Source organism: Streptococcus danieliae, assembly GCF_013415245.1.
In the GTDB taxonomy this organism is placed as follows: Bacteria; Bacillota; Bacilli; order Lactobacillales; family Streptococcaceae; genus Streptococcus; species Streptococcus danieliae_A.
In genome coordinates this window covers 1-12,895 of record NZ_JACBXX010000136.1, presented here as the reverse complement: position 1 = coordinate 12,895, position 12,895 = coordinate 1, and the positions used below count along the sequence as shown (strand labels likewise).

General features: G+C 48.7%; 10 protein-coding genes. 1 reads left to right on the top strand and 9 read right to left on the bottom strand.

Annotated elements, in window-relative coordinates; all coding sequences use genetic code 11:
- Positions 1-95: 95 nt before the first annotated feature.
- From HZY94_RS06510 to HZY94_RS06500, 3 genes are all read right to left on the bottom strand, one after another.
- A complete protein-coding gene (locus HZY94_RS06510) occupies positions 96-347 on the bottom strand; it encodes a DUF7679 family protein (RefSeq protein WP_179925508.1) in 252 nt (83 codons plus the stop codon).
- Between the two features lie 90 nt (positions 348-437).
- Entirely contained in the window at positions 438-1,109 is a 672-nt protein-coding gene (cmk, locus tag HZY94_RS06505) for a (d)CMP kinase (RefSeq protein WP_179925513.1), read from the bottom strand.
- 8 nt (positions 1,110-1,117) lie between these two features.
- Positions 1,118-1,558 (bottom strand): SAG1386/EF1546 family surface-associated protein, encoded by a 441-nt coding sequence (locus HZY94_RS06500; RefSeq protein ID WP_228064575.1) that lies wholly within the window; start codon positions 1,556-1,558, stop codon positions 1,118-1,120.
- Positions 1,559-1,613: 55 nt separating this feature from the next.
- Between HZY94_RS06500 and HZY94_RS06495 the strand changes: the two genes are divergently transcribed.
- The gene (locus tag HZY94_RS06495; RefSeq protein ID WP_160332757.1) at positions 1,614-1,805 is read left to right on the top strand and encodes a ferredoxin; all 192 of its coding nucleotides are present in this window, start codon (positions 1,614-1,616) and stop codon (positions 1,803-1,805) included.
- On the opposite strand, the gene HZY94_RS06490 is transcribed toward HZY94_RS06495, so the two are convergent.
- The 6 genes from HZY94_RS06490 to HZY94_RS10770 form a co-directional block, all read right to left on the bottom strand.
- Positions 1,802-2,281 (bottom strand): EbsA family protein, encoded by a 480-nt coding sequence (locus HZY94_RS06490; protein ID WP_160332758.1) that lies wholly within the window; start codon positions 2,279-2,281, stop codon positions 1,802-1,804. The genes HZY94_RS06495 and HZY94_RS06490 overlap by 4 nt on opposite strands.
- 56 nt (positions 2,282-2,337) lie before the next feature.
- On the bottom strand, positions 2,338-5,940 hold the full coding sequence (gene addA / locus HZY94_RS06485) for a helicase-exonuclease AddAB subunit AddA (protein ID WP_179925512.1): 3,603 nt from the start codon (positions 5,938-5,940) through the stop codon (positions 2,338-2,340).
- 1 nt (position 5,941) lies between these two features.
- Positions 5,942-9,178 carry an ATP-dependent nuclease subunit B gene (gene rexB / locus HZY94_RS06480; RefSeq protein ID WP_179925511.1) on the bottom strand — a complete coding sequence of 1,079 codons (3,237 nt, stop codon included), beginning with the start codon at positions 9,176-9,178 and terminating at the stop codon, positions 5,942-5,944.
- A 2-nt stretch (positions 9,179-9,180) separates the two neighbouring features.
- On the bottom strand, positions 9,181-10,215 hold the full coding sequence (locus HZY94_RS06475) for a M42 family metallopeptidase (RefSeq protein ID WP_179925510.1): 1,035 nt from the start codon (positions 10,213-10,215) through the stop codon (positions 9,181-9,183).
- 51 nt (positions 10,216-10,266) lie between these two features.
- A complete protein-coding gene (gene lepA, locus HZY94_RS06470) occupies positions 10,267-12,090 on the bottom strand; it encodes a translation elongation factor 4 (RefSeq protein ID WP_179925509.1) in 1,824 nt (607 codons plus the stop codon).
- A gap of 399 nt (positions 12,091-12,489) precedes the next feature.
- Positions 12,490-12,741, bottom strand: a complete 252-nt coding sequence (locus tag HZY94_RS10770) for an ABC transporter permease (RefSeq protein WP_373683183.1) — start codon at positions 12,739-12,741, stop codon at positions 12,490-12,492.
- Positions 12,742-12,895: the final 154 nt, after the last annotated feature.

The window sequence follows — 12,895 nt, the reverse complement described above, 5'->3', positions numbered from 1 at the left end:
CAGACTAGATGAACAAGGCCTAGGTCTAGTAAATTGATTGGCATCTGTTTCCTCCGATTTTTTATCTTTTTATTAGTATATCGGATAATAGGGATTCAAGATAGATACCTCGTTATTGGACGCTTACTTTTAACCCTAGCCAAGCGAATGGTAGGTTGGTAGTTGTTTTCCTTACTGTAGGCAGCAACTGGGATATTTATGAGCACATCCGCTAATAAATTTTCCCAGGTTATTGGATGAGCCTGACGATAGGCTCGCATTGCACCTTGCAAATCTTTTGGAAGTTGCAAACAGCTGGTTTCTCCTGCTAAGGTTTCAACCTCCACATAATAATAACTCTTTCCCATGATCATTCTCCCTCCCTGTATTCTACCATGAAAGGGTAATAGATTAAAAGGCAGCTAGAAAGCCAAAAAAGTCGCCTTAGCGACCTTTTCTTAGTTTATTTTTTCAATTTCCGATTCAATAAAAGCGAGGACACCATCAATGGATACGCCTGTGGTATCAAAATGGATGGCATCGTCTGCCGGTTTCAAGGGGGAAACTTCACGGTGACTGTCTTTGTAGTCCCGTTCGGCAATCTCAGCCTTTAAGGCTTCTAAATCAGTTTTGATGCCCCGGCTGAGATTTTCCTTGTAGCGGCGTTCTGCTCGCTCATCGACAGAGGCAACCAGGAAAATCTTAACCTGGGCCTGGGGTAAAACGGTGGTTCCGATATCGCGGCCATCCATAACAATCTCCCCAGCTTGAGCCAAGGCTTGTTGCTGTTGAACCAGCTTTTCGCGAACTGCTGGCAAGGCCGCGACGGTAGAGACAGCCTGGGTTACATCCGGTTGGCGGATGGCATCTGTAATATCAATCGAACCAACATATACCAGTTGCTCACCGCCCGTGTTACGGCCAAAGGAAATCGGCGCAGCATCAAGGGCTGCAACAATCCCAGCCGCATCTTCCAAGTCCAAGCCTTCTTGGAGGGCTAGGTAGGTTGCCGCCCGGTACATGGCACCTGTGTCCAGGTATGTATAGCCATGTTTTTTTGCCAAAAGCTTGGCAACTGTACTTTTCCCACTAGAGGCTGGGCCGTCAATCGCAATTTGTAATGCTTGCATGCTCTCTCCTACTCAACCCGTACTTCATCACCTGGGTTAGCATACCAAGAACCTGTACGCATATTCCCTGGGTTTAGAGCTTCCAATTCCGCAATTGAAATTCCGGCACGCGCCGCGATGGCTGCTTCGCCCTCACCTGCTTGAACGGTAATGGTTGCCCCACCCGTTGTATTCTCCTTACTGGAGCTAGCGGTTGTCTCCTCAGTCTCTTCTTCCTCTTCAGAAGACTTACTGCTGGCCTCAGATTCAGACGCAGGCTGGGCATTGCCAGCAGACACTTCTGAACTGTAGAAGCCTTGCACGGCTTCCTGCTTGTTGCTACCGCCAACGGAAAGGAAAATCAAAATTCCTGAAATAACAATCACGACAATGGCTGTTGCGGAAATCGCCCAAACCAACCATGAATTGAGTTTTTCATCCGAAATCTCATTTTTACGTTTTCTACTCAAAGCTTTTCTACCTCTTCTTCTTGTTTTTTAGTCCCATTCCTTATAAAATAGAACTATGAAAGTAACACTAATTCCTGAACGCTGCATCGCTTGCGGCCTTTGCCAAACCTACTCTGATGTTTTTGACTACCATGATAATGGCATTGTTAAATTCTATCAAAGTGATCAACTCAGCCTCGAGCTAGACGAAACTCCTGAACTCATCCAGGCCATCAAAGAATGTCCTACACGGGCCATTGAACACTAGGCCTTCTCTTTATAATAAACCTCATAATAATCTAGGTGGATCAGGTGGTCCGTCAAAACCACCTCTCCCCGGAAATGAGGATTGAGAGCCAAGGCGTTTACGAAGTATTTCTTAGGCCATTTTCGCATGTAATAGGTCCGTCCTTTTTCATGACCAAATAAATAAAGGGTAATAGAGGTTTTCGTGACCTCTATTTTTTCTATCTGGTCAATGGCTAATTTGGAAGGCTGGAAGGGGTTAGCGGAGATAATCCGTAAGGTCCCTGATTCATAGATCGTGAAATACCTATGAAAACCAATGCCTAACAAAATCATAAAAAGAACAAAGGACGATAGGACCACCATGGGAATCTGCGAACTTTCGTACATCAAGGCCAAACCTAAAAAAATAGGGACCAAAGAGAGTGACCAATAGATAATCAGGATGGATAGTTGCGGCTGCCAATGGTAGCGTACTTGACCAAATATTTTTATCATGGTCCACCTCCTCCCTACTAGTGTAGCATAAATGCTCGAAAATGGGGAGACCCTGCTTAGGAATCCACTAAGGCAACCACTTGAATCTCCGATCCCCCTAACAGAATCAAATAGGTTTCAACCTTAGAAATCCCGTAGGATTGCCGTAAAGCCTGGGCATATAAGCCCATCTGCCCCCGGTAACGATCCGCTACCCGAGCTGGATTCCGATAACGGTCTGTCTTATAGTCAAATAAAACAATCCGATCCTCAAACAAGAGATAGCCATCCAAGATCCCCCGCACAACAAACTCCTCGCCACTGGCTACATCTGTCTGCAACATGGCAAAAGGCGCTTCGCGATAAAGACGATCAGGGTTGGCCAGAAAGAGCTGGCCCAGTTCTGTTTGGAAAAAATCCAAGACCTTGGTCAAGGGCAGGGCCTTGGCCAGAGCGGGCTCCAACTTCATCTGCTGCAAGCGGTCCTGTAGCAGAGCTTCATCCACCCGTCCCTGCGACAAATCCAAGCCCTGCATAAAGGCATGGAGGCTAGAACCCAGTTGGCTGGCTGTAATCGTTGACTTCTTGGCTCCCAAAGCTGGAAGACTGAAGTCCAGAGCCTGGGGCTTAACCTCCACCATTTGGGCCATTCCTTCAAGGTCAAAAACAGGCTGGTAGAGTTCTTTCATCTGACTCGGAGTTCGGACCGTCGGTAATTGAATGGCTGGCTGGTAAAGGGTGTTCAAGCGGTCGACATTTTCAATGATGTCCAAGGCACGCGCCAATTGCTCCGATTGCCGATTGTCTTTGAGATCGTCGGGGTCAAGAGGCAGGGTCGGCACGTCCTTTTGAACCTCTCTTAAATCAATGTCTGCTTGCCCCAAAATTTTCACGGCCAGCTCCTCTTTAAAGCTGGGGAAGCCAGCTGTAACCGCTAAAATCCAGTCCTGGAAATTGCTGTAGCCTAGCCGATCACTGGCTGGCAAAAATTGACTAGCCGTGAGCTCTGGATAAGCAGCTGCTAGCTTGCTGGCCTTACCTCGGCCAACTAGGAAGAGCTGTTTTTCCGCCCGAGTCATAGCCACATACAAGAGCCGCATTTCCTCAGACAGGGTCTGGCGCCGCTTCTCTTGCTGAATTCGTTGATAGGTCAGCGAAGGAACTGAAAGCCGCACCGACTGCAAGTGATTGGGCTGATCATTAGGAGTATCCAGTAGCTTAACGGATTGGATGCCAATTCCCAAGTCTCGACTCAGAAGCAGCCGCTTTTTCAGATCCTCACTGTTAAAGTCCTTATCTAGATTGTAGATAAAGACATAGGGAAATTCCAAACCCTTGCTCTTGTGAATGGTCAGAATTTGCACGGCATCCTCGTCCACTTCTGTAACTACATCCGCCAAATCCTTGTCCGCCGCAAGGATTTTTTCAATCCTGTCAATAAAGCGCGCTAACCCCTTGAAGCCACCCTGCTCAAACTGCCGGGCTCGTAGGGCCAAGGAATAGAGATTGGCCTGACGTTTAGCTCCATCTGGCAAGGCCCCAACATAATCATAGTAGTGCCGCTGGTTGTAAATGGCCCAAATCAGATCATAGAGACTATGCAATTTGGCATACGCCCGCCAAGCCTCCAAATACTCCAAGAAGTGCTGAATCTTATCCTTGAGCGCGCCCTCAATTAAGTCTGGCGCAGCCCCCGTTCCAGCCTGGGCTTTTTTTAATTTTTCAAAAAAGGAAAGCGAAACGATCTGTTCTTGTAGGGCGATGCGGGCCAATTGATCCTCATCAAAACCAAACATAGGCGATTTGAGCAAGGCCAAGAGGGCGTAGTCCTGGAGGGGATTGTAGAGGGTCCGCAGAGTATCCAGCATGACTATAACCTCAACGGCTTGGAGATAGGATCCCTGGCCCTGGTCCTCAACAAAGGGAATCTCCCATTGGTAGAACAAGTCCACCAAAGGCTTATTGCGGGTCCGGCTTTCAACTAGAACACAAATGTCCTTGTAGGCGACACCTGACTCATGAAGGGCTTGAATCTGAGCCACCAAGACATGGCCTTCATGCAGGGGGCCTTCACTTTCCTGGTCAAAAATCAAACACTGGGCCTGCTTTTGCTGCTCAGGCTGCTTCTGGCCAGGACTACCTGCCACCAAAAAGTGCACCTGATTGTAGTCAATCTCCCCAACTTCTTCATCCATCAAGTGTTTAAACAAGCCATTGGTAGCGGTCAAAACAGACTCCTGGCTGCGGAAATTCTCCTTGAGCAAAATCAGGCATCCCTGTTCCTGATGTTCCTGATAGAGCTTAAATTTTTGGTTAAAAATCTCAGGTTCTGCCTGACGGAAACGGTAAATCGACTGCTTAATATCCCCCACCATAAAGCGATTGTGACCATTGGAGATCAGCTCTAGTACCTCCTCCTGCAGGGAGTTGGTATCCTGGTACTCATCGATCATGACCTCATGATAGTTGGCGACCAAATCCGCCCGTAAATCCGGAAAGTCCCGCAATAGGCGGAGTACCAAGTGACTGACATCGCTAAAAGTAAAAGCATTTTCAGCCAGCTTGGCCTCATGCAAGGCCTGGTAATAATCCTTGACAAAGGCCTTGAGAGCTTCCAGTAGACGAGCCACCTCCTCTTCCTGCTCTAGGATAAATGGCAGGGCTTGAATGGCTTGAGCTTGGTCCACAAGCGGCTTTAGAAAATCATACTTGACCTTGGCGACGGTGATTGTTCCTGTCTTGGGAAGAAGGAGCAAAACTTGATTGAGGCTAGCTTCGATTTCGTCCCAGGTCTCAAAGGTCACAAATTGATCAGCCAACAGCCGCAATCCCTCAATCATTTGCTCATGTTTCAGAAAGACTGCTGTTTTCTGACCATCTTTTTTGAACATTTTGTAATCCGGGTCTTGGGTCAGATCATAGAGCTGATCGGCAGCTGCCAGGCAAGATTTGCCAAAGGCTGGGTAGAGCTCCCGCACCAGCTCCTGTAAAGCTTGCGGTTCTTGAGCGCTAACCGCCTGCTCCAACCACTCCAGGGGCTGGGGTAGAGCATCCATAAAGTCGGCCAGCTGATAAACCACTTGGCGGAAACCACCAATATCCTTGGCCTGACCGGTGAAGTTGGTCACTAAACGGTAGAAGTCCTCTTCCCCGGACCCAGAGCTGTAGCTTTCAAAAACCTGGCTAAAAACCTCCTTTTGGAACTGGAGCAGTTCGCTAGGATCAGACAAGATCCGAAAATTCGGACTCAGGCTCAAGCGGTAGCCTTCTCGTGCCAGCAATTTCTGGTTAAAGGCATCCATGGTTCCAATATCGCTCAGGGGCAGTAGCTGCCGCTGACGGAGCAGGTGTTCCCGTAACTGGGGATCCAAGTGCGGATTTCCTAGTTTCTCTGTCAGCTTAGCCTGGAGTCGTTCTTTTAATTCTCCGGCTGCCTTGACGGTAAAGGTCGACACAAAGAGTTGATTAATCCCAATCCCCCGGCTGAGCTGATCCAGGATCCGCTCAACCATAACAAAGGTTTTCCCCGAACCTGCCGAGGCTGACACCAAAATATTCTGACCCGAGCTGTAAATAGCTAGAATTTGTTCTGGGGTCCGTTTGCGGTCTGTCTCTAATTGGGCCTCTTGTTCTTGCAAGAGGCGAATCTCTTCTTCATTTAAAAAAGCAATGGGCTTCATCTTATTCTTCCTCCTGCTCCTCCTGTTCCTCCATTCCCAAATCTTGGCGGATTTTCGCGAACCAGTCCTCCTTGTTGGTCGAACCGTCTAATTGATCCAAAATCCGTAAGTTCTGGTAATGGTAGGGTGTTTCAAACTGGGTGATGGCCTTGTATTGGTCCACATAGGCGCGTACAGACTGGCCATCTTCACTAATCGGCTGAATCGGGAACTGCCCGGACCGGATAGCTTGGGCAGCCTTTTGGAAGAGCTGGCGATTATAGGCCAGCAAGAGAGCCAATTCTTCTTCCTCCAAGGTAAAATCTTTGCGGCCACTTTTCAGCAAGTATTGCTCACTCAGCTTGTCTTTTTCCTTGCTCAAAAAGAGTCCCTTATAGGTAAATTCCTTCATGGCCTGAGCCAGGTACCAACCCGCTTCCTCTTGTTTTTTAAAGGAAATGAGAGGGTTGGTCAGGTGGAAATACATGGCGCCAAAGACCTGATCTTGTGACAGGTAGTCCAAATAGGTCACCAGCTGGGAGTTGAGACCATTGTAAAAATCGGGATAGGAGAAGGTCTGACTGGCAGATTTATAGTCTACGACCCCCTTGATTGCGGTTCCTTGCAGTTGATCAATCCGGTCAATGACCCCACTGACATAGAGCTGGTCCTCAGGCGACAAGAGGTAACGGAAGCGCTGCTCCTCCTCAATGGTTTCCGTGACGGGAGCGACCAATGTTTTAGCCGATGTCCGCACAATATCCAACAGCATCCGTTGGGAAAAACGGCTTTCACCATCAAGCCCATAACGATAGGTCACATAGTTTTGGCGATTGACGCTTTCAATGGCGGTCTGCAGGGCTTGAGCCGGTTCCTGCTTGGCCAGATAGCCAAAATATTCCTCAAAAATATGGTGCAGGTACTGGCCATGAATCCGGGCATCGGGATGGACACTGCCCTCTTCCCGTAAACGGAGTACATGTTTCAGGTAAAAGGAATAGGGATTCTTATAGTAGTCCGTTAAACTGGACACCGACAACTGCAAGCCCTGGTCTTGCGGATAGAGCCGCGCCAAGGTCGCAGGGCTCAAAGGCTGACTCTGAACCTGGTAGCTGAGTCCCGGTAGACTGAGGTCTTTCTGACTCAGATACCGACGCAGGTGGCGAACCAAGGCCTTCCAGTAAGACTCCTGCTCCGGCTGCCACTCCTCCTCGATGCCTGTCTGGTAGAAATCGATGACCTGCGACAGCAAGCCCTGATAGGAGCCGATGTCATCCGGACTCAAGTCAGACCCCGTATCCTTTTGCCACTGGAGGCCAAAGGTGGTCAAGACTTGAAGATAGCTAGATGCCTGTTTTTCACCATTATCAATCTGGCCCGGACAGGTCAGGTAGAGGCTTTCCTCGGCCGCATTCAGCAGCGACAGGGCGGTAAACTGGTTCTTGGGCCCATTCTCCCGCCAAGGAATCAAGAGACCACGCCCCTGGTCCAGCCCCTGATTGAGCCGTTCCTTTTCCTCCATGCTAAGCAAACCCAACTCTCCCGTTTCTTTGGGGAAAAAATCCTCGGTTAAGCCGATTGCAAAAACCTGTTTCGCAACCAAGGGCTGGACCAGATCATAGGACTGGACCTGGACCACATCAACTGTCGCTGGAACAGTTCGATAAGTAGCCAACTGGACACCAGCCCGCCAGAGCTCCAAAAAGGCAGCCAGGGTCAAGGGCGTCTCCCCCACCAGCCGCTCCATTTGGACAAACAAGTCGCTAAAGGCCTTCCAGGCTTCCGCCTGCTGTTCCTGCTCCCGCAAATCCAAACCCTGACTTAGCCGCGCCAGGTTAGAGGCCAAAGCAATTTCCTCCAAGAAGGTCCGAAACTTCTTGAGCAGACTACTTCCTTTTTGCTTTCTCGCTTTAATAAAAGGTAAAAGAGGAGCCAGCACCGCATCGCGAATCTGGTTGAGTCTGTCTAAATCGTAACGATCCCCGTCATTGGCGGTAAAGGTCCGCTGTAGGGCGGCGAGTCCGTTGCAATCACTAAAGCGTAAATAGGATTCTAGCTGGTCCAAATCTGCGGTCGCAAAAGAGCCGTAGAGACCCGTTTGCAGGAGATTGACCAAATCCTCTCGGCGAAAATGACGGCGATGCAGACTTTCCAAGGATTCCACAAAATGTACCAAGGGGTGGTCCGCCATGGACTCCCGCCGTCCGATATAAAAGGGAATCTGGTAACGGTCAAAAATCGTCGCCACCTGGGGAGCATAGGTCTCCACATCGCCCAAAAGCAGGCGAATATCCTTGTAGCGGTAGCCATCCGCCAGCAGACGCCGGATCTGCCGTGCCACCCACTCGATTTCCTGCTGGGGATTGGCCAATTTATGCAGGAAAAGCGGAACCGCTACGGGAGCTTGCGCAGTCTTGGGACCAAATTCATAAAACCCTTCCAGCCGGTCGGTCAGCTCCTGAAAGGAATCATCCCGGCCAGCAGATCCAGCCACAATCTCTGCCTGAAAATCCCGGCTCAAATCCTGGATCAACTCCACACTGGCCTGATACAAATTACCTTCCAGATACTGCTGCTCTCGGGCCCTTTGACTGGCATAGGTCCCCACAACAAGGGGACAGCCCTTGCGGTGCAAAAGACCCAGTAGGTGTTTTTCCTCCGCCGAAAAGCGAGTAAAGCCATCAATGACCAAGGCTACCTTGCTAAGGCTCTTATCCAGGCTCCCCGACTCTAGTTTGCCAATAAAATGGGCTAGGGCTGTTGCAGGCAGGTAACCTTCCGCCACCATACTTTCATCTAAGGCTTGAAAAATCATCTGCAGGTCGTGGGCCTTGGCCGTATTGTCCAAACGCTCCAGATCCGCCAGACTCATCCGGGCTTCCTGTAATTCTTTATAGAGAGTCGCTACTTCTTGGACAAAAGCCGGATCCTTACGAATCCGCCCGTAAGCTCGGAACTGCTCCACCGGGATCGTCTGCAGGACTCGGTAAATCAAGAGCTGCAAGCCCAAGTCATCCAGGCGCTCCGCTTCTACCTCCTGATCCAGCGTGAGGTAGCGGGTCATTTGTTGGAAGCGGGTTACGGTAATACCAAACGAAGCCTTGCTGGGCAGACATGCCAAAACCTGTCTTTCTTTTTCGAAAGACAGGGAGTTGGGAGCAATGTAAAAAACGCGGTAACCTTGGGATTCTAGGTCCAAGGCTTCCTGGACCAAGTCCTTAACCAGATTAGCCCGAATCGAGGTGTAGATTACTTTCATCTTTATCCTTCCATTAGAGGGGATTCTAGATAGCGCAATATTAAATCGGAAGTGGCTGTAAGCGAATCGATATGGGTGCGCTCATAAGAATGGCTAGACTCGATTCCTGGGCCGATCAAGGCGTGCCGCACATCCCAACCTGCAGTCATAGCGGCAGAAGCATCGCTACCATAGAAGGGGTAAATATCAATCTTGTAAGGAATCGCAAATTGCTGGGCCAAGCTCTCTAGATGGCGGCGGAAACCGTAATGGTAGGGTCCTGTGGCATCCTTGCTACAGATGGACACGGTATACTCATCCGTCGCCTGGTCATCTCCCATAGCCCCCATATCAACCGCCAGGTATTCGACCACTCCGGCTGGAATTGACGAATTAGCCCCATGCCCCACTTCTTCAAAGGTTGAAAACATAAAATGAGTTGTCACTGGGAGCTGGATTCCTGCTGTTTGGATCTGTTCCAACAGGGCCAAACAGATCGCCACACTGGCCTTGTCATCCAGAAACCGACTTTTGACAAATCCGGTCTCCGTCACCTGGGTCCGGGGATCAAAGGACACGAAGTCCCCAACCTGGATCCCCAGGGCACAAGTCTCCTCAGCCTTGGTCACCCGAGCATCCAAACGCACTTCCATATTGTCTTGGCTGCGTTCCACAGTCCCTGCCTCTTTGTAGACATGGGTCGACGTTTGGTGCAACAAAATCGTTCCTGAAACCGTTGAACCATCAGCCAGGTGCACCAAACAATTCTCACCTTCAATCATGTTCCAAGGGAAGCCCCCAATCCGGTCCAGCTTCAAACGACCATCTGGTTTAATCGCACGCACCATAGCTCCCAAGGTATCCACGTGGGCTGTTAGAAGGCGAGCTGGCCCCTCTTCCTTACCGACTAGCGTCACCAAAACATTGCCCTTGGGACTAACCTGGGCCTGTAAGCCCATTTTCTCCAAGGTCTCCACTAGATAGGCCACAACCTCCCGGGTAAAGCCCGTTGGGGAGGGAATCGCTAACAACTCTTTTAGGTACTGCACTGCTTTCATTTTTTCTCCTTTACACAAAGTGGGTGGGCATAGCCCACCCACCTTCCTGCTTTATTCATCATCCATGGACAAGACACTCAAGAAGGCTTCTTGAGGAACCTCGACGGATCCGATGGCTTTCATCCGTTTTTTACCGGCTTTTTGTTTTTCTAAGAGTTTACGTTTCCGAGACACATCTCCTCCGTAACACTTGGCCAAGACATTTTTCCGGAGGGCCTTAATGTCCGTCCGGGCCACAATTTTATGGCCAATCGCCGCCTGGATCGGAACTTCAAATTGCTGGCGTGGGATGATTTTCTTGAGTTTTTCAACAATCACTTTTCCACGTTCATAGGCAAATTCTTTATGGACAATAAAGCTGAGAGCATCGACCTTGTCCCCATTGAGGAGGATGTCCATTTTCACCAATTGGGATTTACGGTATTCCGAAATTTCGTAATCGAAGCTTGCATAACCGCGCGTCGACGATTTCAATTTATCAAAGAAATCAAAGACAATCTCTGCCAAAGGAATCTGGTAGATAACATTCACGCGGTTTTCGTCGATGTAGTCCATGGTTACAAAATCTCCCCGCTTGCGCTGGGCCAATTCCATCACCGCTCCGACAAACTCTTGAGGGACCATGATTTGCGCCTTGACATAAGGTTCCTCAATGGAATCAATCTTGGTTGGATCAGGGAACTCACTTGGGTTGGAAACATCGATGGTCTCGCCGTCCGTCAGATTGACTTGGTAGATAACCGACGGCGCCGTCATGATTAGATCAATATTAAACTCCCGCTCCAAACGTTCTTGAATAACGTCCATATGCAGCAATCCCAAGAAACCACAGCGGAAACCAAAACCAAGAGCCTGCGAAGTCTCTGGTTCAAATTGAAGACTGGCGTCGTTCAACTGTAATTTCTCCAGTGCCTCCCGCAAATCGTTGTATTTGTTCGACTCGATGGGGTAAAGACCAGCAAACACCATCGGATTCATCTGCTTGTAGCCTTCCAAAGGCGTATCCGCTGGGTTGGCAGCCAGGGTCACCGTATCCCCCACACGGGTATCTTGAACAGTCTTGATCGAAGCCGCAATGTAACCAACATCCCCGGTTGCTAGATAATCTCTACCTACCGCTTTCGGAGTAAAGATTCCCACCTCGGTGACATCAAAGGTCTTCCCATTGCTCATCAACTGGATCTTATCCCCAGGCTTGACCAGACCATCCATCACCCGAACCTGCAGGATAACCCCACGATAGGCATCATAGACAGAATCGAAAATCAAGGCCTTGAGCGGAGCCTCCACATCTCCAGCTGGGGCTGGAACCTTCTCGACAATCTGCTCGAGGATTTCTTCAATCCCGATCCCCGCCTTGGCAGACGCCAAAACTGCCTCAGAGGCATCCAGACCAATAACATCTTCAACCTCGGTCCGCACCCGCTCCGGATCTGCAGCTGGCAAATCAATCTTGTTGATCACCGGCAAAATTTCCAAATCATTGTCTAAAGCCAAATAAACATTGGCCAAAGTCTGCGCCTCAATCCCTTGAGCCGCATCGACTACCAAGATTGCACCCTCACAGGCAGCCAAGGAACGTGATACCTCATAGGTGAAGTCCACGTGTCCAGGTGTATCAATCAAGTGAAAAATATAGGTCTCGCCATCTTTGGCAGTGTAGTTCAACTCAATCGCATTCAGCTTGATGGTAATCCCCCGCTCACGCTCCAAGTCCATACTGTCCAAAAGCTGCGCCTGCATTTCCCGACTGGAAACAGTCTCGGTCGCCTCCAAAATCCGGTCCGCTAAGGTCGATTTCCCATGGTCAATATGGGCAATAATCGAGAAATTGCGAATTTTCTCCTGCCTTGCCTTTAAATCCTCAAACTTCATAGCTCTTCTTACTTCCAATCTAAAATCATGACTCAACCTATTTTAAACGCAAACGAGACAGCGAGGCACAAGCATAACTAGGGTTAGGCAAGACCAAGCTAACGACGTGTGAAGAAAAATAGGAAGAGTATCATCTACTTTCTAATACTTAGTTAAAAACAAAATCTGAATACTCACAGAATTTCAAAAAGATGACTAGGAAAGCCGACGAAGGTAGAACTAAGGTTCATCAAGGAGGCTTGACAACGTCAGATTTTGAAATTCAATGAGTATAATACTACTTCGTACACAGTTCATTATAACAAGAACCCCCCTGCTTTTCAATTCTCTATCGCTAAGAGGGAGGGGGATGTTTTTGATCAAACAGGGCAAGAAAAATCAACGAGAAACTCCTTCAAACTATCTTTCATTGGTAGTCAATTCAGCATTTTTTATGGAATATATAGCGACAGCCGTTATCAAAAATGTCGTCACTAACATCGTTATTAGATTCCTTTGATTGGCAATCTCAAAATTCAAATCCCTCATTGCATTTAATTGATAAGTTAAGGGATTCAAAAAAGATATCCATTTGATAAATAAGGGAGCCTGATCAAAACTAAAAAAGATAGGAGCTGTAAAAGAGATTGGTAATAGCAAGGTATTTAAAATTAAATCTCTTGTTTTATAAGAACTTACCTCCCGACTTTATCACCTAAAAATAGACAAAGACCAGCTAACCCCTTGTGCCCCAAGGGATTTGGCTAGTCTTTTTTCTTATTTGGGTGTTGTATATGGAGCCTTAGCGTAGTTTTTTAGCTCTTCA